Origin of the sequence: Ascidiimonas meishanensis, from assembly GCF_037782385.1 — a bacterium.
GTDB classification, from domain to species: Bacteria; Bacteroidota; Bacteroidia; order Flavobacteriales; family Flavobacteriaceae; genus Ascidiimonas; species Ascidiimonas meishanensis.
Genome location: NZ_JBBEXD010000003.1, coordinates 438,929 through 463,783 on the forward strand (window position 1 = coordinate 438,929; position 24,855 = coordinate 463,783).

The following is a 24,855-nucleotide window of genomic DNA, read 5'->3' on the forward strand; positions in this document are numbered from 1 at the left end:
TTTTCTAAAATTATTGTTTATCTTAGGTTACATTTAATAGGATAAGAAAGTATATGAAAAAACCTTGGGATCATTTGATTGCCAATGGCGATGCTCCTCCCACCTTGGATGAGCAAAATGTTGCTAAGGCAAAAGGCAGAAAAAATAATTCAGAAGGAAAAAAACGTAGTGAAGGCTTGACTACACGCGAAAAATGGGCACTTTCTTTGCATGGAAGTGAAAAATCACAAAAACTTCGCAGAGCTCTAAAGGCTGATAAGGCAACTACTAAAACAGCCATGACTGATGGATTACATACGGCTTTAAGTGAGGCAAGTAGCGCTTCAAAAAAGAATGGTACTAACCTTAAAAGTAAAAAATCTACCTCCAACCAGAAAGAGCAACCAGAGCGTAAAGAATCTCTTCCTACCATAGAAGAGCAGAAGAATGCAAATGATAAAGTGAACAAAAATTATCGTGAAAAACGACCACTTTATTCAGACATGTCCGCAAGAGAACAATTTGCATTTAAAACGTATAGAGAAGCATTAGAAACACGCTGGAAAATGGCGGGTTCTCATACTGCTTCTGAAAATGCATCAGTTCAAAAATCTAAAGATGATTTTTCTATAACCCTTGAAGATTTAGAAGAATTAATTCAATCTGATTTACCTGAGGAACTGGAAGGATTAGAACAAATGATGGTTGAATTTGATGCTAATACGGCAACTACTAAAACAGCCATGACTGATGGATTACATACGGCTTTAAGTGAGGCAAGTAGCGCTTCAAAAAAGAATGGTACTAACCTTAAAAGTAAAAAATCTACCTCCAACCAGAAAGAGAAACCAGAGCGTAAAGAATCTCTTCCTACAATAGAAGAGCAAAAGAATGCAAATGATAAAGTGAGCAAAAATTATCGTGAAAAACGACCACCTTTTTCAGATATGTCCGTAAGAGAACAACTCGCATTTAAAACATATAGTGAAGCATTAGAAACACGCTGGAAAATGGCGGGTTCTCATACTGCTTCTGAAAATGCGTCAGGTCAAAAATCTAAAGATGATCTTTCTATAGTTGTGAATAATCTTGATGCCAATAAGGGAACTACTAAAACAGCCGAGACTGATGGATTACATGCGGCTTTAAGTAATGCAAGTAAAGCTTTAAGAAAGAAAGGCACTAACCTTAAAAATAAAAAAGGTAAAAAATCTACCTCCAAAGGGAAGGAGCAACCAGGGAGTAAAGAATTTTCCCCTACACTAAAAGAGCAAAACAAGGCAAAGGATAAAGTGAACAAAAATTATCGTGAAAAACGACCACCTTTTTCAGATATGACCGCAAGAGAACAATTTGCATTTAAAACGTATAGTGAAGCATTAGAAACACGCTGGAAAATGGCTGGTTCTCATACTGCTTCTGAAAATGCGTCAGTTCAAGAATCTAAAGATGATTTTTCTGTAACCCCTGAAGACTTAGAAGAATTAATTCAATCTGATTCAACTGAGGAGATGGAAGGATTAGCGCAAGTTATGAATCAGCTTGATGCCAATGAATTAGCTGTTAATACCTCCATAACTGCAGCGTATAATACTAATTTAGAGATAGCGCCGGATACTTTGGGAATTTTAACAGACCCTAAATTTGTAGACGAAACAGAAGAGCTGCAGCAAGATATAGATAAAACGGCTAGAGCAGTAGCAGGAGTTGCTCGTATTCCTGCACCAGACGATTCTTTTGGTTTAGGGGGGTTTATGAATGCGCAACCCACCGAAACAGCAACAGCAAAAGGTCTTAAACGAACTAGGAGTGATGAAAGTGCGGGGAGTACTAATAGTTTAGATAAAAAACCAGCCGCTAGAAAACGCCCTAACCGTGGGTCTAAGTAGCGAATGTTGAGAGTGTCATTTTTATCTTTTTAAGATAATACGTATCTTAAGAGTTAGTTTGAGAGAATAAAAAGCATATGAAAAAACCTTGGGATGATTTGATTGCCAAAGGCAAAACTCCTCCTGCTATAAATGAGCAAAAGGCTGCTAATGCAAAAGCTAAAAAAAATAGTAAGGAAGGAAAACCAATTAAAACAGGTTTAAATATCAGGGAACAGTGGGCAAACTCATTATATAATAGTAAAGAATCAAAAGAACTTCGTAAAGCGAATCGAAAGGCAAAACCTTGGGATACCTTGATTTCAAATAAAGCGATTCCCCCCACCTTGGAAGAGCAAAGTGCTGCAAGAGCAAAGGCTTTTAAAAATAGTATAGAAGGAAAACCAAGTAGTGCAGGTTTAAGTATTAAGGAACAATGGGCAAACTCATTATATTATAGCAAAGAATCAAAAGCACTTCGTATAGCGAATCTAAATCTAAAACCTTGGGCTGATTTGATAGCCAATGGCGATGCTGCTCCTGTCTTGGATGAGCAAGGAGAAGCAGCAAAAAAATCTAGAAAAAATGCAAAGGAAGGAAAACCAAGAAGTGAAGGTTTAAGTATCAGAGAACAATGGGCACTTTCGTTATATGGTAGTAAAGAATCAATAGAGCTTCGCAAAGCGAATCAGAAGCCAAAACCATGGGCTAGTTTGATTGCCAATAACGACACTGTTCCTAACTTGGATGAGCAAAAGGCTGCTAATGCAAAGTCTTCGAGGAATAAAAATATAGGAAAACAAAGCAATTCAGGTTTAAATATACGTGAACAATGGGCACTTTCATTATATGAGAGTAGAAAATCACAAGCACTTCGCAAAGTTTTGAAGGCTGCAAAGGCATTTGGAAATTCACCAGATTACGCAGTAGATGATAATGTAACCGTAGCATCTAAGGATGTAGAAGAGTTAGTTAATGCTAACTCGTCAGATGATCTGGAAGGGTTAGAAGAAATGATAGTTGCATTTAATGCAAATGAATCTCTTAATGACACATTTGGCGATAATGAATCCGTAGCCTCTAAGGATGTAGAGGACTTAATTAATGCTAATCCGTCAGATAAGTTGGAAGGGTTAGAAAAAATAATAGTTGAATTTGATACACAGGAATCTGTTATTAAAGAATCCATTACTGATGAATTTAATACTGGTTTAGGCATCGCACCTGAGACTTTGGAAATTTTAGCAGACCCTAAATTTGTAGATGAAACAGAAGAGCTGCAACGAGATACAGATAAAACGGCTACAGCAGTAGCAGGAGTTGCCGGTATTCCTGCACCAGACGATTCTTCTGGTTTAGGAGGGTTTATGAATGCGCAACCCACAGCCACAGCAACAGCAAAAGGTCTTAAACGAACTAGGAGTGATGAAAGCGCGGGGAGTACTAATAGCAGTTTAGATAAAAAACCAGCTGCTAGAAAACGCCCCAACCGTGGTTTTGGTAAATAAATAATTAAATACTACACTGCAATCATCAGCTATTTTAGAAAAACTTCTTCCTATTAAATGATGATTATCTTTTTATGCGTTTATTGGAGATTAGTTGTAGTTCGCCACATAGTAAGTTTTTATTGTGTAGGATATATGGTTTGCTAAAATTAGGAAATCTTAACTAAATATTCCTCCCATATTGGACTTATGGGATTCGAAACCTGTGACAACTACATTTCGTTACCAGAAATAAACCCACTGCGAGTACTAATTCTGCTATCCTAAAATAACAGAATGGTTATATTCTGATGGGACCCATATTATTCAGATAGGTTTTTTTTTGTTTAAAAATCCACTACGCCTCCTTGTTGTATCAGAATTTTCCCTAAGTACGTAGCCTACATTATTCTAAATAATTAGATGGATATGTGGCATTAAAAAATAAAAGTAATCACTTGAATTTTATAAGGATGGCTTCATATAATAAAATTTATTTTTACAAAATTTATAAGTTTTTACTTGTTTCATGATGTTGAGTTATGGGTTTCCCGTAGTTTTTGTCATTCTCTATATTTTTCTAACTAATTATTCTTTTGAAGTTATTTTTTTTTCTAATTTCATTGAAATCAACTAAATTTTAACACTTTATTTCCATCAAAATGAAAAGAATTACTACAATTTTTGCGTGTTTATTTTGCGTATTTACTTTTTATGCCCAAAATGAATCAATGAGAGCTACCTCCTATGGAAAAGCAACCTATATGAGGGAAATTCCGGCATTATCTCGTATGGATAATATTATTGCTGCCAAAGGGCTTGAGCATGTAGCACCACCTAAAAGGCGCGGTTCTAATACCTTTGTTCCCGGAAAAGGATTGCCCAAAGGCCCAGACGAATTAGTACAGAAACAAGTAAACTCACTAACAAATCGTGGAAGAGCTCCTATTACCTCTTTTGGAGCTCATGAAGGTACAGTACTTAATGACCCTACCGGGGCTATAGGTCCTAATCATTATGTCTATGCCTTTAATTCAGGATTTGGAATTTTAGATCGCTCTGGGAATGTATTGCTTCCGGAAGCATCCTTAGGAACATTATTTCCTGGAGAAACCCTTGGAGATCCTGTTGTGGTGTATGACCGCTATGCAGATCGTTTTATTATTATGCAGTTTAGTAATACACCTAATGGGTTTTTAATAGCAGTAGGTCAAGGTCCAGACCCCATAAATGATGGCTGGTTTACCTATCGTTTTAATACAGGGTCGTTTCCAGATTATGAAAAATTATCTATTTGGGGAGATGGATACTATATCACAGCAAATAAAGATCAAGGATCTATTACAACAAGTGAAGTGGTATTTGCTGTGGAGCGTGACCAGATGTTAGCAGGAAATCCTAATGCACAATTAGTAGGTTTTCCATTACCAGGAGCTTCTAATAACGGATTTTACAGTCCGGGAGGTTTTAATGCGACAGGTCCAACTCTTCCCCCTGTTGGAGTACCGCACCCTATAGTCTATATGCAAGATGATAGTTGGAGTGGCATATCTCAAGATCATTTAAAAGTATGGGATGTTAGTGTAAACTGGAATAGCCCAGCAAGTTCATCTATATCTGCTCCTCAACAAATAAATACGGCTGCTTTTGATGCTGTGTTCAATGGAGGATCATTCAACAACCTAGACGAACCTGGGAGCGGTCCTAATATAGATGCCATACAAGCAACCATGATGTACATGACAAACTATAGACGTTTTGGAACTCATAATTCTGCAGTCATGAATTTTGTGGTAGATGTAAGCGGAAACGATACTAAGGCAGGAATACGATGGTATGAACTCCGTCAGACAGGCGATAATCAGCCCTGGACGATTTATCAGGAAGGAACCTACTCACAACCTAATTACAGTACATTTTGCGCCAGTATAGGAATGGATTTTCAAGGGAATATTGGTCTTGCGTATACCATCGTAAGTAGTGCTGTATTTACTTCTTTAAGATATACAGGAAGATTAGCATCAGATCCTTTGGGCACGATGACTATAGCCGAACAAAATATTGTAGATGGAAATGCACAGAATAATAGGTCTGATGGGCGATATGGGGATTATGCACAACTCACTGTAGATCCAATAGATGATTTAACCTTTTGGCACATAGGTGAATATATGAATGGAAGTCCATCAAACGTTAGAAAAAGTCATGTTGCAGCATTTCAAATTGGTACTGCGGTACCTGATTTTGATCCACCATCAACTCCTTTAAATTTAGTAGCTTCAAATACAACTGCAACCACTACCGATTTATCTTGGGATGCGTCAACGGATAATATAGGGGTTACAGGATATGATGTATATCAAGAGGGTGTTGTGGTAGGAACCGCTTCAGGAACCACTTTTACAGTTACAGGATTAAGCCCAACAACAGCCTATAGTTTCTTTGTAATTGCTAAGGATGCTGCTGGAAATCAATCAGGGCAGAGCAATACTATAAGTGTAACTACAGGGGTAGTCACAGCTTGTAGCGGTGGAATTACTGTATTCCCATACTCTGAAAGCTTTGAAAGCTCCTTGGGAGATTGGACACAAGATACAGGAGATGATTTAAATTGGACCCGTGATTCAGGTGGAACCCCATCTAGTAACACAGGACCTTCCAGTGGAGCTGATGGAGCATTTTATATTTTTGTAGAAGCATCTGGAAATGGAACAGGTTTCCCAAATAAACAAGCTATTATAAACTCTCCGTGTTATAATTTAGGCAGCGCTTCTCAGGCTACATTTTCATTCCAATACCATATGTTTGGAGCTACCGATATGGGAACTATCGCATTAGAAGCAAGTAATGATGACGGAAACTCATGGACCTCTATTTGGAGTCAGACAGGAAATCAAGGAAATCAATGGAATATTGTAGATGTAAACTTGGCATCTTATGTAGGAAGTGGACTTCAGTTACGATTTAATAGAATAACTGGAGGAACTTGGCAAGCAGATATAGCCATAGATGCTATTTCTCTTACTACTACTGGGGGTCCAGATACAGAAGCTCCAACTGCACCAACAAGCTTAATAGCTTCAAATACAACCACTACCACTACAGATTTAAACTGGACAGCATCTACAGATAATGTAGCAGTAACTAGTTATGATGTATTACAAGATGGAGTAGTGATTGGAAATACGGCAACTACTAGTTTTAGTATTACAGGATTAACACCTGCTACTACCTATGTTTTTACGGTGGTTGCAAATGATGATGCTGGTAATCAATCGTTAGCAAGTAATGTGGCTTCTGTAACTACAAATGGTACAGGAGGTGCTGGATGTACAGGGGGTATTTCATCGTATCCATACTCAGAGAGTTTTGAAAGTTCTTTTGGTGCCTGGACACAAGCCACAGGAGACGATTTGAACTGGACTCGTGATTCTGGAGGAACACCATCTAATAACACAGGACCTTCCAGTGGAGCTGATGGAGCATTCTATATTTTTGTAGAAGCCTCAGGAAATGGAACAGGTTATCCGAACAAACAAGCAATTTTAAATTCTCCTTGTTTTGATTTGAACAGTGCTTCTCAAGCTACATTCTCTTTCCAATACCATATGTTTGGATCTGCTGATGCAGGATCTATAAACCTAGAGGCTAGTAATGATAATGGGGTTACCTGGACATCTATTTGGAGTCAGACAGGAAATCAAGGAAATCAATGGAATATAGTTACATTAGATTTAGCCGCTTATGTAGGGGGAGGTCTTCAATTACGTTTTAATAGAATTACAGGAGGTACTTGGCAAGCAGATGTTGCTATTGATGCGATATCACTTACTACTGACGGAGGAACAACAAATAATTGTGCCGCCGCAGATGTAACACTTACTATTAATTTTGATGAGTATCCGGAAGAAACATCGTGGACATTACAAACAACAGGGGGAACTACAATAGCTAGCAATAGTTACTCTACCGCAAACCCAGATGGATCTACCGTTGTTGAGAATATTAATGGATTAAGCTCAGGAGATTATGTATTTACCATTACAGATGCTTTTGGAGATGGTATTTGCTGCGGATTTGGTAATGGATCGTATACCTTAGAAAGTTCTGAAGGAATCCTAGCATCCGGAGGTGATTTTGGAGCTTCTGATGTGACTAACTTCTGTGTAGATGACACCAAATCTCCTGCGCTAAGGACACAGCTACTTGCTGAGGAAGATAATGATATGTTTAAGGTATATCCTAATCCAGCCGAAAACCTACTTAATATTGATGTAAGAGGCCAACAAGTAGATAATGTCAAGGTATTCTCAATGCTAGGAATGTTAGTACAAGAAATACAGAATTCTGGAATACGCAGTATTGATGTTTCAAATTATCAAACGGGAACCTATTTTATTAGAATTACTTCAGGCGATACTGTGATCACAAGAAAGTTTATTAAAAAGTAACTAAATAAATTAGAATTCAAAGAATTAAAAAAAGATAAACGACGAGAAAGATAGGGACAGCATCCTACTAACTGTGTACGTTAAAAACAACAAGGGTTAGACTTTATTTTAAAGTCTAACCCTTTTTACATATATTGTAATTAAACGGTTGAATATCGTTTGGCAATTAGTAGTTGTATCAAGTAAAGTAAACTTGAGGATAAGAAGAGGCTATCTTTTAATTTTTTCAAAAAATAAAAAGTAATTTTTCACAACAAAGGTAATCAGAAGCAAAAAAATAAAGATATGGAACTTATTAATGCAATCAAGGATAATGATATAAATAGGGTAAGGGAGGCCATACGAAGCGAAGGCACTACAAATGTAGTAGATCCTGAAAATCCTCAAGCTGGAAATACAGCATTGCACGTTGCAGTTAATCAAGATAATGAACATATTAACCTGGAAATAGTCCAAGAGCTTTTACAAAATGGTGCTAATGTAGATGCTACAAACAATGATGGTCTTACGCCACTGCAAGTAGCAGTGGATACGGCTCCCCTTGAAGTGATCCAAGCGCTTCATACTAGCGGAGCTAATATAAATGCTGTGAACGATGAGGATCAAACTGCTTTACATTTTGCAATTGCGGGTCATGACTATGGCGGAACTAATGAATTTCGACCTCCGGTAATCGAATTTCTCATAAACAATGGTGCTAATGTAGATGCTGCAGATGACACTGGAATGACACCATTTCAGTTACTGTTAAATCATCAAGATCATCCTCAATTAATCCAAGATTTCATAGATCGAGGGGTTGATTTAAATCAGCGAAATGATCCGGAAGACGAGAATAATAATATGCTGCAGTTGGCAATTGCTTCATTAGAACAGACGCCTACGGTTACTACTGGAGTGGTTCCATTATTACTAAAAACGGGTGTTTTTGATGTAAATGAAACGAACAATAATGGACAGACTTCGCTGCATATAGCAGCAGAAAGAGCTACAGAGCCAGGAGGCTTAGAATTAGTACAACTATTAATAGACAATGGAGCTAATGTTGCTCTACGGGATGAAAATGATCAAACTCCTTTCGATCTGATGAACGATAACCAAGTAGAGATGATAAGAGGAGGTCATGTCAGTCATTCATTAGAGAGACAAAGACTGCAACAGGTAGCACAAGAGTTGAATGATAACTCTAATAATCAAGCCAATACCCCCCCAAATGTAGAAGAAGCTTTGGGAGTAGTATTAGGACATCATTACCCTTTGCCAGCGAATCAAAACAACCAACAACCAGCACAAGACCAAAATCAAGGAGCATTAGCAGGGATGAATGTTCCATTAAACCAGCAAGATCCCGTTGCAGGCAACAATAATAATCTAGCCAATCAAAACAACGAACAACCGGCTCAAGACCAAAATCAAGGAGCATTAGCGGGGATGAACATTCCTTTAAACCAGCAGGATGCCGTTGCACGCAATAATAACAATCCTGAAAGGCGACGAAATGCTCCAGAACAGAGACAAGGACAGGAAGATGGTCCAAACCAAAGAAACGTTCGCCCTAGACGGAACTAATAAACCAAAACCGATTGGTGGATGGTAAATTGATGCATATTATAATGAAGTGGTTTCCATCATGTTTAGCCCAATCAATGTATCAAGTAAGAGGTAAGTGGTATTGTTTGCCTTTTGAAAGATTAGTTCCCAATCGGTAGCAATTTTAGAAAAAGCACCGGCATATGCATGATCATTGTGTTTTTTGAGTCTTTCTTGAAGATGGGTTGTAACACCTACGTAGATTTTGTTTTTAGACGGGCTATGAATAGAATAGAGATAAGACATAAGATGCAGTAAAACCAAAAAATCCTGACCAAAAGATCAGGATTTTAAAGTGGTACCTCCAGCCCCGATAGTTCGGGGGAACCAGAGACTTTATTTTCTTTTGGTGAGAATATCCTCCAATATTTCTGGTTGCTGGATCACTTTTTCAATAAACTTTCTACTTTTCATTTTTTTGATGAACTTTTCCAGAAAAAGTGCCTCCTGTTTGTCTTCAAACTCTTTTTGAAAGATTAGTTCCCAATCGGTAGCAATTTTAGAAAAAGCACCGGCATATGCATGATCATTGTGTTTTTTGAGTCTTTCTTGAAGATGGGTTGTAACACCTACGTAGATTTTGTTTTTAGACGGGCTATGAATAAAATAGAGATAAGTCATTATATTATAAGACATAAGATGCAGTAAAACCAAAAAATCCTGACCAAAAGATCAGGATTTTAAAGTGGTACCTCCAGGAATCGAACCAGGGACACACGGATTTTCAGTCCGTTGCTCTACCAACTGAGCTAAGGTACCAGTTGCTTCATTAGCGGCTGCAAATATAAATGGTAATTTATTATTACCAAAAGAAATTTACAAAAAAACGGTTTTGTAAATTTACAATTATAATTACAATTATGAATCTTATTGTAGATGTGGGCAATACGCTCATCAAAGTAGCTGTTTTTGATCGGAATTTTTTAATCTATGAAACTTCTTTTAAATCATTAGACTCAAATCAGAATTTCAAAAATATTTTGGAAAAACAGCATTGTACCCATGCAATCATCTCTTCTGTAGTAGATAAAGAGATAATGGAAATATTAAAGAACTATTCTAATTTGCAAGTGCTAAACTTAACTTCAGACACACCCATTCCTTTTTTCAATGCCTATGCAAGTCCAAAGACCTTAGGGGTAGATAGAATTGCCCTCGCTGCTGCTGCATTTTGTGAGTATCCTAGAAAAAATGTGTTGGTAATAGATGCTGGAACCTGTATTACCTATGATTTTGTTCATGTAGATGGGACTTATATGGGAGGGTCTATTGCTCCCGGACTTAAAATGCGATATGCGAGTTTACATCATTTTACGGCTAGACTACCTTTACTAGATGAATATAAAGAACCAGAAATGTTAATTGGGAATACAACTGAAAATAGTATTCGCTCAGGAGTTTATTATGGATTGATTTATGAAATACAGGGAGTTATTGCTCAATATGTGTCACTATTTGAAGATTTAACAGTTATTTTAACAGGCGGTGATATGCAAATTTTGTCTAAAACATTAAAAAATACCATATTTGCCAATCCAAAATTTTTAATACAGGGCCTTAACCATATTTTAGAATACAATAAACACGGATGATAAGAAAGATTTTTGCTGGTTTAATGCTGATTTTATGCGCACAGAGTAATGCACAGGAGGGATCAGCTTCTCCATATTCATTTTTTGGAATTGGAGAATTACGCTTCAGAGGCGTAGTAGAAAATCAAATGATGGGAGGCATAAGCGTTTTTGCAGATAGTACTGCATTAAGTCTCAAAAATCCTGCGAATTATTCATCCATGCAACTTACAACCTACACTGTAGGGGCTTCGTACACTTCTTTAGGTCTTAAAACGGAAGAAACCGAAGAGAATGCAGAAATATATTCTTTTGATTATTTAGCACTCGGTTTTCCCATAGGTAAAAAAGGAGGAGTGGGTTTTGGTATTGTACCTTTCACATCTGTAGGTTATCAATTATCTTCATTAGATGAAAGTCAAGAACTTTCAACATTAGATCGGTTTTCAGGAGAAGGAGGTGTAAATAGAGTTTTTGTTTCCGCAGGCTATAAAATTACTAAAAACATCAGCTTTGGAGCTACGATGAATTATGATTTTGGTAAAATAGAAAATAGAGTTGTTAGGTTTACAGATGAAGTTCAGCTAGGCACAAGAGAGACTAATAGATCAACGCTAAGAGGATTAGATTTTAACTTAGCACTAAATTATAAAGGAAAAGTTAGTGAAAAGTTAACGGGCTATGCCTCTTTATTATTTTCGCCAGAAGCAGATCTGTCTTCTGAAAATGAAAGACAATTTTCTACTTTAACCATCATAAGAGGAGTTGAAGTACCAGTTGAAACTGTAGATATCAACCTTTCTGACTTAGGTTTGAATAAAACAGATTTGACCTTACCAGCCACTACAAGTGTTGGCTTGGGAATAGGAGCAAACAAAAAATGGTTCTTAGGAGCGGAATATGAATTGAAAAAAACTAGTAACTTTGATAATCCATTTTTGAGTATTACCAATGTAGCATATGAAGATGCCACCAGATTTTCAATTGGCGGTTTTTATATTCCACAATATAATTCATTTTCAAATTATTGGAAAAGAGTTGTTTATAGGGCGGGTTTGCGATATGAAGAGACGGGTATTAGAATAAATAATTTGCCAGTAAACGACTTTGGCATGTCTTTTGGTCTAGGATTACCAGTCGGCCTTTCTAAAATCAATCTGGGCTTTGAAGTAGGGCGAAGAGGAACTACATCGGCACAGCGGATTGAAGAAAATTATTTTAATGTAAATTTGAGCTTATCTTTATTAGATAAATGGTTTCAAAAAAATAAATATCAATAACAACATAAATTTTAAAGAGATGAAAAAGAAGAGCATTATGTTTTTATTCGGATTAGTAGCAGCTGCAAGTACCCTTATGGGACAGGCACAAAGCCCCGAATGTATGACAAACCTCTCCATTTTTAGCGAGCATGTAAAGGTAAAAAACTATGATGCGGCTTATGAGCCTTGGAAAATGGTGAGAGAAAATTGTCCAGAACTTCACGTAGCTATCTACGTTTACGGTGAGCGAATTTTGAAGGATAAAATTGGAAAATCACAAGGAGCAGATAAATCTACTCATGTCAATATGCTTACAAGCATGTATGATGATAGTAATAAGTATTTTCCAAAGAAGTTTTCTTATGCAGGAGTGGCGGCAGACAAAGCACTACTTTTTTATGATGAGAAATTGGGCACAGATGAGGAGCTTTTTAATGTGCTAAATGAAGCCTACAATAAAGATCGAGATAATTTTAGTAACCCGAAGGCATTGTATTTATACTTTTCTGTCTTGGTAGATCTTCATAATGCAGGTAAGAAAGACTTACAAGAGGTTTTTGATGCTTATGATAATGTTACTGAAAAGATTGATGAGGAGAAAGCTAAATTAGTAAAGGTTATTGAGAGCTATTTAGAAAAGGAAGAAGCAGGAACGCTTACTAAAAAGGAAACAAGAAAGCTAAAAAACGCTCGAATTAATTCGGATTCCTATAACAAAATTGGCGGTAGTATTGATGCAAAACTAGGAAACCTTGCAGATTGTGAGAAGTTGATTCCGTTATATCAGAAAAACTTTGACAATAAGAAAAATGATGCTGTTTGGCTAAAAAGAGCGGCGGGAAGAATGGATAGTAAAGACTGTACAGACGACCCAATGTTTGTTAAAATGGTAGAAGCATTGTATAAGTTAGATCCTTCTGCAGATTCTGCTTACTATCTAGGCTTATTAAATGATAAAGCTGGTAAAAGTAGTGAAGCCATCAAATATTATAATGAGGCAGTAGATCTTCAAACAGATACCTATAAAAAGGCTAAAATTCTTTATAAAATTGCTACTAAGTTTAAGAGTAGAGGTCAAAAGAGCAGTGCTAAAAATTATGCGCAAAAAGCGTTAAATTATCAACCATCAATGGGGGCAGCATATTTATTAATTGCAAACCTCTATGCGGATAGTGCAAATGAGTGTGGTTCTACCACTTTTGAGAAGAGAGCCATTTATTGGAAAGCAGCAGAAATGGCAAGAAAGGCAGGAAGAGTAGATTCTTCAGTTTCTGGAAGTGCTGGCCGTGCGGCAAGCAGCTATGAACAAAGAGCTCCTTCTAAGCAAGATATTTTTACTTCAGGAATGTCTGGTAAGACCGTTACTTTTAAGTGTTGGGTTGGAGGCAGTGTAAAAGTGCCAGCATTATAGTGAAACATCTCTTTAAAAATATTTTTTTAAACATTGTCACAGTAATTACTGTGACAATGTTTTTTTCATGCAGTAGTAATATAGAGGATGTTCGTAAATTAAGTGCTACTGAGAAATTTCCAGAAGGGATTGCAGAAGATTTTTTTCTTATTTATACTGATTCTGGAAGGGTAAAGGCAACGTTGACAAGTGCTATGAATAAGAATTTTTCCAACCAATCTTTTCCTTATCAGGAATTTCCTAAAGGGATTCAAGTTGATTTTTTTGATAAGGATGATAATAAGAGTACTATCACTGCAGACTATGGGATTATTTATTCTCAAACAAATTTAATAGATTTACAAGGAAATGTGGTATTGGAAACCCATGATGGAAAACGTTTAGAAGCACCTCAGATTTTTTGGGATCAGACAAATGAATGGATTTTTACAGAACAGAAATTTGTATTCACCAATCCTGAAGAAGGGAATATTATGAATGGTGAAGGTATTGATTTTAATAAGGACTTTAGTTTGGCGAATGCACATAAAACCTTTGGAGTAATAGCCATAGAAGATAAATAAATCTGAAGTATGAGATTTTTTAAAATTTTTGAAATAGTTTATTTTGTAATTGCGGGTATTTCTATATATGAGGTAGTTACCAACTGGAGCGCAGATAGAAACAGAGCCTATATTTTTATAGTTTTTGCGGTGGTTTCTATCTTTATGTTTTTCTTTAGAAGACACTATCGGAAAAAATTTCAGCAACGAAAAAATCAGGAATAAATGGATTTCTCCATTTTAATTATTATTCTTAGTTTACTGCTTTCGGCTTTTTTTTCCGGGATGGAAATTGCATACGTTTCATCTAATAAGATTCATATTGAAATAGAGAAGAAACAAGGAAATTTACTTTCAAAAATACTTATCAGGCTTACCAAAAAGCCGTCAAAATTTATTGCCACCATGTTGGTGGGTAACAATATAGCACTAGTAGTATATGGTCTTTATATGGGAGACGTTATTGTTCACTGGCTCTACCCTGCATATGAAGGTATTAGCCAGAAACCTTTTAGTGTTATTGTAGGTCAGACTGCTATTTCAACACTTGTTATTTTACTTACAGCAGAATTTTTACCCAAAGTGTTCTTTCAAATTTATGCCAATACCTTTCTCAAGCTATTTGCCGTACCCGCCTATTTTTTTTACGTATTTTTTTCACTAGTTTCAGATTTTGTAATCTGGATTTCCGATGTAGTATTACGCGTATTCTTTAAAACCAAAGGCGATCAAGTACAGTTGGCCTTTAGTAAGGTAGAGTTAGGAGATTATATCTCTGAACAAATGGAATCTGTACCAGATGACGAGGATGTAGATTCTGAGATACAGATTTTTCAGAATGCTTTAGAATTTTCTGAGGTAAAAGCACGGGAGGTAATGATTCCCAGAACAGAAATTACTGCGGTAGAAGTGCATGAAACACCAAAGAATTTAGCAAAACTTTTTACTGAAACTGGATATTCAAAGATTTTGGTGTATAAAGATACTATTGATGATATTATTGGATACATTCACTCTTTTGAGCTTTTTAAGAAACCCAAAACAGTTAAAAGCATTTTATTACCCGTAGAATTTGTACCTGAAACTATGCTTATCAATGACATTTTAAATGCTTTGATAAAAAAAAGAAAAAGTATGGCCGTTGTGCTTGATGAATATGGGGGTACTAGCGGAATCATGACGGTGGAGGATATTGTGGAGGAGCTTTTTGGTGAAATTGAAGATGAACATGATTCTGTTGTGCTTGAGGAGACTCAGATTGATGAAAGCGAATATCGTTTTTCTGCTCGCTTGGAAGTGGATTATATAAATGAAGAATACAAGCTCAATCTTCCAGAAAATGAATACTACGAAACACTTGGAGGGCTTGTTGTTAGTCAATTGGGAGAAATCCCAGAAAAAGGAGAAGTAGTAGACATTGAAAACTACAGATTTACCATTGTTGAAGTAAGTAATACTAAAATTGATTTACTTCATTTGGAAGTGCGAAAAGAAGATTGAAAAAACCCGTAATTATTACGGCAACAGGTTTTTATTATTCTAAAAAAGTGGTATTTTCGCCAACTGAATTTTATAAAAATAACGACAGATGGCAATTCTTGAGAAAATCAGACAGCGTTCCTTAGTACTAATACTTGTTATTGGTCTGGCTCTGTTTGCATTTGTAATATCAGACCTTTTTAGAAGTCAAGGTTTTGGATCTTCAAAAGAGATCGTTGGTGAAGTTAACGGCACTGATATCAAAATAGATGAGTTCAGAGCAGAGGTAGATCAACTTTCAAATCAGTATGGCCCAAATGTATCCAATACTCAGGTAGTCAATCAAGTCTGGGATCAACAGCTTCAGAAGGCACTCTACAATGAGCAATTTGAGGAGTTAGGGCTAAATATTGAAAAAGATCAGATTATTGAAGTCGTAAAGTCAATTCCACAATATACATCGAGTCCTCAGTTTCAAAATGAAGCAGGTTTGTTTGATGAAAATAAATTTATTGAGTTTTTAGCGGAATTAAAAGCAACAGACCCCAATGGTTTTGCACAGTGGCAAGTCCAGGAGCAACGTTTGATTCAAGTGGCACAACAACAAATGTATTTTAACCTTATCAAAGCTGGTTTAGGAGCCTCCTTTGGAGAAGGTAAAGAAAGTTACAAAATGGAAAATGATAAGGTAAATGTTAAATATGTCCAAGTACCTTATGCAAGTATTCCTGATAGTACTATCACCGTAAGTAAAAAAGAAATTCAAACGTATATTGAAAATCATAAATCAGATTTTGAAGAAGAAGCTTCACGTAGCATTACCTATGTTTTATTTGAAGAAAAACCTTCATTAGAAGATGAAGATAAAGTTTTAAATAGTATTACTGCTTTATTAGAGGATACAGTAGAAGAGGGGGATACTGTTTCTGGATTTAAATCAACAAAAGATTTGGAATTATTTGTAAACAGATATTCAGATGTACGCTACGATTCTAGTTATGTGTCTAAAAAGAGGTTACCAGCATTATTTGCGGATAGCTTGTTTAGCTTAGAAATAGGAGATGTATTTGGTCCTTACAAGGATGCAGAGACTTACAAAATTTCTAGAATGGTTGCTAAAAAACCGAATGGAAGTGTAAAAGCAAGCCATATTTTAATTGCATATCAAGGAGCTACTCGCGCAAATCCTAAGATCACTAGAACAAAAGAAGAAGCAAAAATAAAGGCCGAAGAATTATTAGCAAAAGCAAAACTAGAGCCAGGCACTTTTACTGCTTTAGCCAGAGATAATTCAGATGGACCCTCTGCGCCTCAAGGCGGAGATTTGGGATATCTGGAAGAAGGTGCTACTGTAGCTCCATTTAATGATTTTATTTTCGGTAATGAAGAGGGAGCAATAGGGTTAGTAGAAACAGACTTTGGTTTTCATGTAATTCATGTAGACGATAAGGAAGATCAAGTTTTAATAGCCACTATTTCTCAAAAGCTTGAAGCATCTGAAGAAACAAATAACGAACTTTTTACCAACGCTACTAAATTTGAAATAGCCGTCGCCGATAAAGATTTTCAGAGCACAGCCAAGGAAAATAACTATGTGGTAAGGCCTGTAAATAAAGTGAAAGCGCTTGATGAAAACCTACCTGGTTTGGGTAATCAAAGAACTATTGTAAAATGGGCTTTTGAAGAAGAATCAAAAGTAGGTAGTGTAAAGCGTTTTAATGTTCCTAATGGATATGTAGTTGCACAGATCACAAAAAAGACCAAAAAGGGATTAACAACACCAGAAGAAGCCTCTTCAAGAGTGCTTCCTATTCTAAGAAAGCAAAAGAAGGCGGCAATTATTAAGGAAAAAAATGAGAATGTAAGTTCACTTGATGCCTTTGCAAAAGCTAACAACACACAAGTAAATTCGGCTACTACACTTACAATGAAGTCTCCAACTATAGCTGGAGCAGGGAGAGAGCCTAAAGTGGTAGGAGCAGCTTTTGGTTTGGAAGAAGGAAAAACCTCTAGTCTTATTGAAGGTGAAAATGGAGTCTTTATGGTGCAGGTAACCAAAAAAGAAAATTCTATTGAATTAGATAATTATGGTACTTATGCAAATACCATAAAAACAGCTACTAGAAATAGCGTGAACTCAAAAGTATTTACAGCGCTTAAAGAAGCTGCCAAAATTGAAGATAATCGTTCGGATTTTTATTAAAAATTCTGTTAAGACAGTACAAAAGCTTTCTTGTTGTAATAAATAAGAAAGCTTTTTTTATGCAATAATTTTCCAAAAATAGAGGAGTGCAATTTTATCATGGAAGCATCATTTTATCGTAACATATAGTGGTGTAAAACCCCTTATCTTGAAAATAATCAAATACAAATTCATTATTTCCATTAGGTAGATTAAAATCACCTTCTACCTATGGGTCTTTAAACGTATGTGAATAGTTGGAAAATCAAATGTCTTTAATAAGTGAATCGTTTTGACTACCAGCAATATTGCAATCACTACCTGTAAACCTTGTCTATAATTTTTAGTGACTACTCCTCATAGAGTCAAATTGTTGCTAATGCAGAAATTTCTATTATAATGGTTTGTGCAGGTTTTTAGCCAAGTTTAAGGTTAAAAAAAATTAATCTTATCCTTTTATTTCTTACGCTCTTTAGTTGTGTGATCGCTCAAGATGCCACTAGATTCTCCGGAGAATACATGTCCATCAATAAAAATCTTCATTAAGTTATTAAAAATATACTTTACAGAATTGTTATTTACTATGGATGAAGGCGAGTAAGCGTAAATTATTTATTCTAGAAAGACTTTGGCGTGTTTTTTGATGTAAGATTATTTATAAGGTATTCTAAGATTAACCCTGTATTTAAAGTAGGTGTGAAGAAGAGGTGTTTTGGCAAGAAGCAATATAAAGAATTATATCATTACAAACTTCAAGCTATGCTATTAGATAGATGGAGGTAATAAACTAAATAATAATAACCATATAAATTATAGAGAGATGAAAAAGAAGCACATTATGTTTTTATCTGCTTTGATAGCAAGCTTTGGTGTCCTAATGGGACAGGAACAGAATCCTGAATGTAGCAAGAATCTCTCCATGTTTTATGAGCAGTCAAAAGTAAAAAACTATAATGTGGCTTATGAGCCTTGGAAAATGGTGAGAGAAAATTGTCCAGAGCTTAACCGTGCAACATATGTCTATGGCGAAAAAATACTTAAAGATAAAATCAGTAAATCAGAAGGATCAGAAAAGACTTCTCATATAAGTGCACTTTTAAGTTTGTATGATGATAGTAATAAGTATTTTCCTGAAAAATTTCCTTATGCAAAGGTAGCAGCAGATAAAGCAATACTTATAGAATCGGAGAAATTGGGTACAGATGAGGAACTATTTGACCTTTTAAATGAAGCCTTTAAAAAGGATTTAGCTAATTTTAAAAACGCCAAAGCATTGTTTTTATATTTTTCTTCGTTGGTAAATCTTCATAATGCAGGTAAAAAAGATATACAGGAGGTTTTTGATACCTATGATAATGTTACTGAAAAGATTGATGAGGAAAAAGCGGTATTGGTAAAAGTTATTGAAAGCTATTTGGAAAAGGAAGAAGCAGGAACGCTTACCAAGAAAGAAGCTAAAAAGCTAAAGAACGCTCGAATTAATTCGGGGTCTTATGACAAAATTAGCGGTAGTAATGATGCGGTACTAGGAAACCTCGCAGATTGTGAGAAGTTGATTCCGTTATACCAGAAAAACTTTGACACTAAGAAAAATGATGCGGTTTGGTTAAATAGAGCCGCAAATAGAATGGAAAGCAAAGATTGTACGGATGATGTTATATTTGTTGAGATGGTAGAGACATTACATCAGTTGGATCCTTCCGCAGATTCGGCTCGCAAAATTGGTATATTGAAAGAAAAAGCAGGTAAAATTAATGAGGCTATCAAATATTATAATGAGGCAGTAGATCTTCAAACAGACACCTATAAAAAGGCGAAGCTTCTCTATAATATTGCTAGAAGATTGAAATATAGAGGTCAAAAGAGCAGTGCAAAAAACTACGCACAGAAAGCATTAAAATATCAACCATCAATGGGGGCAGCATATTTGCTTATTGCAAACCTCTATGCTGAGAGTGCAAATGAATGTGGTACTACAACTTTTGAGAAGAGAGCAATTTATTGGAAAGCTGCAGAAATGGCTAGAAAGGCAGGACGAGTAGATGCTTCAGTCTCTGGGAAGGCCGCTCAAGCAGCAAGCAGCTATGACCAAAGAGCTCCTACAAGGCAAGATATCTTTACTTCAAGTATGTCTGGAAAAACCATCACCTTTAAATGTTGGGTAGGAGATAGTGTAAAAGTACCTTCATTATAGGGAAACATCTCTTTAAAAATATTCTTTTAAACATTGTCACAGTTATAGCTGTGACAATGTTTTTTTCTTATTTATTTCCAAGCAACTATAATAGCTTCACGAAGCTAATCTTGTATTGAAAACATATATTGAATACTATGTAGAAGCTCTTTAGGTTTTAGTGATTAAAGAAATCAATGTACATTTACCCAACAAATAGTTTTATGAATCTGGAAGAAAGAAACATTATAAGTGCCATCATAAAATAATTTCAGAATAGGCCAGTATTGTATGGAATCCTTTATCTTGAAAATAATCAAATACAAATTCTTTATTTCCAGTAGCTAGAATAAAATCGCCACCCCATGCTCCCAGACTTTTAATGGCACCAGAATAGTCTGAGAATAAAAGCTCTTTAACCGCCGTAAGCTTCAAAGTATCTCCTATTATTTGTTCATGCTTTTCAATTAATTTTTCAAAAACAGCAAGGCTTTCTGCTTGACAAATAGCCTGTGTTATAGGATCAATTTTAGTTTTAAGCTCCTTTTTATCTATTTCTAGTTGTTGATAACGTGCAATACCTTCACGGCTATTTTGTTTTTTGTTTAGGTGTATAAAAAAAAGTTGATTTTTGAAATTGGGATTAAATATAACAGGCGTAACTTTTGGAGTTTTATCAGCAACTTCATAAGTGATAGGTGTATCGCTTTGAGCACAAGCTATATCGTAACCACTACCTACAAATCCTTTCCATAATAGCTCATATGCATTGATTCCTGCCCATTGGGCAATATTATTTATGAAAGTAGATGAAGAACCTAGTCCCCAGTCAGAAGGGAACTCTAATCTGGTTATAACACGTTTCCCTCTTAATTTATGAATAAAAGAAGGGTTGAGATGAATGGCAGCGTTTAAAACAGAGAGTAATGTATTTGTAGTACTCGTATTTGATGCCTTAGAAACACTTGCAGAAAGCTTTCCAAATATAGCATCTATCCTAATTTGCGCACGAAACCATACCTCACCAGAATAATCAAGGCTATGCCATTCAAGAAGATCTGGTATAGGTTGTGTTCCAATCTCAAGAGATTGTCCATATTTAGTTGGTAAGGCAAGGGAAAGTGCTCCATCTAAAACAGCATATTCGCCTGTGATGAGTAATTTTCCATGACTGTAATAAGAGGTAGGCATTAGCAATATTAAACGTTTGTTCTTACACGATTAAATTCGTTCACAACATCACTATGTGTAACCGTTTTATCTTTGAAATAATTAGTGAAATATGCCTTTTCCTCATTAGTTGCTCCTAATTGGTTTAAAATATTTAAAAGATGCATTTTCATATGTCCTTTTTGTATACCTGTCGTTATTAAAGAACGAATAGCCCCAAAATTTTGGGCGAGTCCGGCAACTGCAATTATTTCCATTAATTCTTTAGCAGATGGATTTCCAAGCATCTCCATAGAAAGTTTTACCAATGGGTGTAATTTGGTAAGACCTCCTACCGTTCCAAGTGCCATGGGTACTTCAATAGAGAAGGTAAAAATTCCCTCTTCAATTTTAGCATCTGTTAAACTAGAATAACTCCCATTTCTAGCCGCATAAGCATGAATTCCAGCTTCTATTGCTCGAAAATCATTTCCTGTTGCAAGTACTACAGCATCAATACCATTCATAATCCCTTTATTATGAGTAACCGCTCTAAAAGGTTCTATTTTAGCAATCGCCACAGCTTGAACAAATTTTTCTGCAAATGTTTCAGGAGACAGGCTGGTGTCTTCGTTAAGTTGTGATACTGGACAACTTACTTCTGCTCTTACCAAACAATTTGGAACGTAATTAGAAAGAATGCTCATTACTACCTCTAGATCAGATTCTTTGCTTGAGAAGCCACGAAATTCTGTTGCTTTTTCTAACAATGTTTTAGCCATCATCTCTAGGCATGAATTTATAAAGTTAGCACCCATGGCATCCAACGTTTCAAATGTACAATGAAGTTGATAGTAATTATCTAAGGCTGCTGTTTTATTTCTCAATTCAATATGGGTGAGCCCTCCACCACGCTTTTCCATATTTTGAGTGATTCCTTTAATGGAATTAATAAGGTCTGTCTTTATGAGGTTAAAAAAGTTTTGTAATTCTTGAGAGTGTCCCTTAAACATAAAGTGTATCTGTCCGATTTTCTCCGTAGAAATTACAGAGGCCTTAAATCCGCCTCTTAATCTCCAGAATTTAGCCGCTTTACTGGCGGCTGCAATTACAGAGCTTTCTTCTATAGCCATAGGAATTGCATGAACTTTATCATTAATTAAAAAGTTAGGTGCAATACCCAAAGGTAAATAGTAGTTGGTAATCGTATTTTCTATGAATTCGTCGTGAAGCTTCTGGAGCTTTTGGTTTGAATTCCAATATTGTTTTAGGATATTTTGAGCTTCTGGATTCTTTGGGAAATAATGCGAAGTTAGCCATGTTATCTTCTGTTCCTTAGAAAGTTTTGAGAATCCTTCTACAACTTTATTCATAATATATAGCCTTTATTAAGCGTAGCAAAGATACTAAATATGAGTGCTTGTAGTATTCTGGTAATTTTTTTGTTGAATAGTATAACGTCTACTCTTATGTTTAACGAAAAAAGTTTACTTTTTTGTTAAATTATTAGTAAACTTGACGTTTTATTAATCAATCTTTAATTTGAATGAGAAAACTATACACGTTTATCTTTCTTTTTACCGGTTTTTGCAGCCTATTGCAAGCCCAACAACAATTAGATTTACAGGAAATTTGGAGCGGTACTTTTACTACAAAAAGTATGGACAAGCTCAATTCCTTAAATAACGGAAAACAATATGCAGTTCTTAATTCAAATCTGGGGGTTTCTACAGTAGATAAATACGACTATGAAACATTGGATAAAGTAGAAACTATCGTGTCTTCTGCTGATTTGGAGTCTGTAGAGGCTTTTTCGTCCTATACTTTCAGTAAAGACGAATCTAAAATACTATTAGCAACAAAGGTAACTCCTGTTTACCGTCGTTCACGACTCGGAAAATATTTTGTATATAATATAAAAAGTAAAGAAGTTCAATTGGTTTCTGAAGAAAAAATTCAGGAACCTTTATTTTCTCCAGATGCCTCTAAGGTAGCCTATGTTTTTAAAAATAACATTTACATAAAAGATCTTACAAACGGAGAAACTACTCAGGTAACCAAGGATGGGGAGACCAATAAGATTATAAATGGTGTAACTGATTGGGTTTATGAAGAAGAATTTAGTTTTGTGAGAGCATTTGAATGGAATTCAACTGGATCTCATTTGGCATTTATAAGGTTTGATGAAACTAATGTTCCAGAATTTTCTATGGATATGTATGGTAAAAATCTTTACCAAACACAACATGTTTTTAAATATCCTAAAGCAGGAGAGACAAATTCAATAGTTTCATTACATGTTTATGAGCTTATGTCTACTAAAACTGTAAATGTTCCTTTGCAAGATGCCTATTATATTCCTAGAATAAAATGGACTAATGCTGCAAACAAATTAAGTGCTCAAATACTTAATCGTCATCAGAATAGATTAAGCCTGGTAATTTATAATACCAAAGATGAGTCTGTAAAAGAAATTTATCAAGAAAAAGATGAAGCATATATAGATATTACTGATAACCTTACATTTCTTAATGATAATAGTTTTCTTTTTACAAGTGAAAAAGACGGGTTTAATCATATTTATTTATTTGATAAAAATGGAAAATTCATTCGGCAGATAACCAAAGGGTCTTGGGAAGTAACAGCTTTTTATGGTTTTAGTCCTAAAACAGCTCGGGTTTATTATCAGTCTACAGAGCAAGGTTCAATTAACAGAGCTGTTTATTCTATTGGTATTAATGGCAAGGGTAAAAAATTGTTAACTGAAAGAATTGGTAGTAATTCAGCAGTTTTTAGTGAAGATTACACTTATTTTATTAACACCTATTCCAGTATCTCTACTCCTTACCGTTATACCCTACGTAAAGGAAAAGACGGGAAAGAGCTGAAAGAAATAGTAAATAATAATGCCTTGTTGACAAAGCTTAAGCCTTACGAGTTGTCACCAAAAGAATTTTCAACAATCACTGTAAATGGGAGTGAACTAAACATGTGGATGATTAAACCTAAAGGCTTTGATCCAGAAAAGAAATATCCGCTATTTATGTATCAATACAGTGGTCCAGGTTCTCAACAAGTAGCGAATAGATGGACTGGTATTAATGATTATTGGTATCAAATGCTGGCGCAACAGGGTTATGTGGTAGTTTGTATAGATCCAAGAGGAACCGGTTTTAAAGGAGCAGCTTTTAAAAAAGTAACATATCAAGAACTTGGTAAGTATGAAGTAGAAGATCAAATTGCTGCTGCCAAAGAACTTGGAGGTAGATCTTATATTGATGAAAGTAGAATAGGGATATGGGGTTGGAGTTACGGAGGCTTTATGTCGTCAAACTGCTTGCTTAAAGGTAATGATATTTTTAAAATGGCTATTGCGGTAGCTCCCGTTACAAGCTGGCGTTTTTATGATACTATCTACACAGAGCGTTATATGAGAACCCCGCAGGAAAATGCTTCTGGTTATGACGAAAATTCACCCATCAATCACGTAGAGAAATTAAAAGGTGCCTTTTTGCTAGTGCATGGTTCAGGTGACGATAATGTACATGTGCAAAATACAATGAGAATGGTAGAAGCATTAGTACAGGCCAATAAACAATTTGATTGGGCAATCTATCCAGATAAAAATCATAGTATTTACGGAGGTAATACACGCTTACAACTTTATACAAAGATGACTAATTTCATTAAAAACAACCTATAATAATAAAA

General features: G+C 35.5%; 17 protein-coding genes and 1 tRNA gene. 13 read left to right on the forward strand and 5 right to left on the reverse strand.

Translation table 11 applies throughout. The features are described 5' to 3' along the window. Nucleotides 1-53 precede the first annotated feature (53 nt). The 4 genes from WBG07_RS06980 (at nt 54) to WBG07_RS06995 (ending at nt 9,354) form a co-directional block, all read left to right on the forward strand. Nucleotides 54-1,868 carry a hypothetical protein gene (locus tag WBG07_RS06980; protein ID WP_340199856.1) on the forward strand — a complete coding sequence of 605 codons (1,815 nt, stop codon included), beginning with the start codon at nt 54-56 and terminating at the stop codon, nt 1,866-1,868. Between the two features lie 77 nt (nt 1,869-1,945). Further along, nucleotides 1,946-3,355: a hypothetical protein gene (locus tag WBG07_RS06985; protein WP_340199857.1), complete on the forward strand. Its 1,410-nt coding sequence runs from the start codon at nt 1,946-1,948 to the stop codon at nt 3,353-3,355. A 710-nt stretch (nt 3,356-4,065) separates the two neighbouring features. Beyond that, on the forward strand, nt 4,066-7,785 hold the full coding sequence (locus WBG07_RS06990) for a fibronectin type III domain-containing protein (RefSeq protein ID WP_340199858.1): 3,720 nt from the start codon (nt 4,066-4,068) through the stop codon (nt 7,783-7,785). 285 nt (nt 7,786-8,070) lie between these two features. Continuing rightward, nucleotides 8,071-9,354 (forward strand): ankyrin repeat domain-containing protein, encoded by a 1,284-nt coding sequence (locus tag WBG07_RS06995; RefSeq protein WP_340199860.1) that lies wholly within the window; start codon nt 8,071-8,073, stop codon nt 9,352-9,354. A 39-nt stretch (nt 9,355-9,393) separates the two neighbouring features. Here the strand turns inward: WBG07_RS06995 and WBG07_RS07000 are convergent, their stop codons facing one another. The 3 genes from WBG07_RS07000 to WBG07_RS07010 all read right to left on the reverse strand — a co-directional run bounded on the left by WBG07_RS07000 (nt 9,394) and on the right by WBG07_RS07010 (nt 10,134). Next, nucleotides 9,394-9,621 carry a GIY-YIG nuclease family protein gene (locus WBG07_RS07000; RefSeq protein WP_340199862.1) on the reverse strand — a complete coding sequence of 76 codons (228 nt, stop codon included), beginning with the start codon at nt 9,619-9,621 and terminating at the stop codon, nt 9,394-9,396. Nucleotides 9,622-9,711: 90 nt separating this feature from the next. Continuing rightward, on the reverse strand, nt 9,712-10,011 hold the full coding sequence (locus tag WBG07_RS07005; protein WP_340199864.1) for a GIY-YIG nuclease family protein: 300 nt from the start codon (nt 10,009-10,011) through the stop codon (nt 9,712-9,714). Nucleotides 10,012-10,061: 50 nt separating this feature from the next. Further along, nucleotides 10,062-10,134 (reverse strand) — tRNA-Phe (locus WBG07_RS07010). A 101-nt stretch (nt 10,135-10,235) separates the two neighbouring features. Here WBG07_RS07010 and WBG07_RS07015 point away from each other — a divergent pair. The 8 genes from WBG07_RS07015 (at nt 10,236) to WBG07_RS07050 (ending at nt 20,016) form a co-directional block, all read left to right on the forward strand. Next, a complete protein-coding gene (locus tag WBG07_RS07015; RefSeq protein ID WP_340199865.1) occupies nt 10,236-10,967 on the forward strand; it encodes a type III pantothenate kinase in 732 nt (243 codons plus the stop codon). Further along, a complete protein-coding gene (locus WBG07_RS07020; RefSeq protein WP_340199867.1) occupies nt 10,964-12,226 on the forward strand; it encodes a hypothetical protein in 1,263 nt (420 codons plus the stop codon). The genes WBG07_RS07015 and WBG07_RS07020 overlap by 4 nt, the downstream gene beginning before the upstream one ends. 19 nt (nt 12,227-12,245) lie before the next feature. After that, nucleotides 12,246-13,619, forward strand: a complete 1,374-nt coding sequence (locus tag WBG07_RS07025; RefSeq protein WP_340199869.1) for a hypothetical protein — start codon at nt 12,246-12,248, stop codon at nt 13,617-13,619. Next, nucleotides 13,619-14,182, forward strand: coding sequence for an LPS export ABC transporter periplasmic protein LptC (lptC, locus tag WBG07_RS07030; RefSeq protein ID WP_340199871.1), 564 nt, complete (start codon nt 13,619-13,621; stop codon nt 14,180-14,182). Before WBG07_RS07025 ends, lptC begins: the two co-directional genes overlap by 1 nt. 9 nt (nt 14,183-14,191) lie before the next feature. Beyond that, nucleotides 14,192-14,386 carry a DUF6526 family protein gene (locus WBG07_RS07035; protein ID WP_340199873.1) on the forward strand — a complete coding sequence of 65 codons (195 nt, stop codon included), beginning with the start codon at nt 14,192-14,194 and terminating at the stop codon, nt 14,384-14,386. Next, nucleotides 14,387-15,661 (forward strand): hemolysin family protein, encoded by a 1,275-nt coding sequence (locus tag WBG07_RS07040; RefSeq protein WP_340199875.1) that lies wholly within the window; start codon nt 14,387-14,389, stop codon nt 15,659-15,661. Nucleotides 15,662-15,749: 88 nt separating this feature from the next. Further along, nucleotides 15,750-17,843, forward strand: a complete 2,094-nt coding sequence (locus WBG07_RS07045; protein ID WP_340199877.1) for a peptidylprolyl isomerase — start codon at nt 15,750-15,752, stop codon at nt 17,841-17,843. A gap of 799 nt (nt 17,844-18,642) precedes the next feature. Then, entirely contained in the window at nt 18,643-20,016 is a 1,374-nt protein-coding gene (locus WBG07_RS07050; RefSeq protein WP_340199879.1) for a tetratricopeptide repeat protein, read from the forward strand. Between the two features lie 237 nt (nt 20,017-20,253). Here WBG07_RS07050 and WBG07_RS07055 read toward each other — a convergent pair whose 3' ends face one another. Further along, complete coding sequence (locus WBG07_RS07055) at nt 20,254-21,186, reverse strand: GYDIA family GHMP kinase (RefSeq protein WP_340199880.1); 933 nt, start codon at nt 21,184-21,186, stop codon at nt 20,254-20,256. Nucleotides 21,187-21,194: 8 nt separating this feature from the next. Further along, nucleotides 21,195-22,517, reverse strand: a complete 1,323-nt coding sequence (locus tag WBG07_RS07060; protein WP_340199881.1) for a hydroxymethylglutaryl-CoA reductase, degradative — start codon at nt 22,515-22,517, stop codon at nt 21,195-21,197. 173 nt (nt 22,518-22,690) lie between these two features. Here WBG07_RS07060 and WBG07_RS07065 point away from each other — a divergent pair, with 173 nt between their 5' ends. Then, nucleotides 22,691-24,847, forward strand: a complete 2,157-nt coding sequence (locus WBG07_RS07065; protein ID WP_340199883.1) for a S9 family peptidase — start codon at nt 22,691-22,693, stop codon at nt 24,845-24,847. The last annotated feature ends 8 nt before the right edge of the window (nt 24,848-24,855 follow it).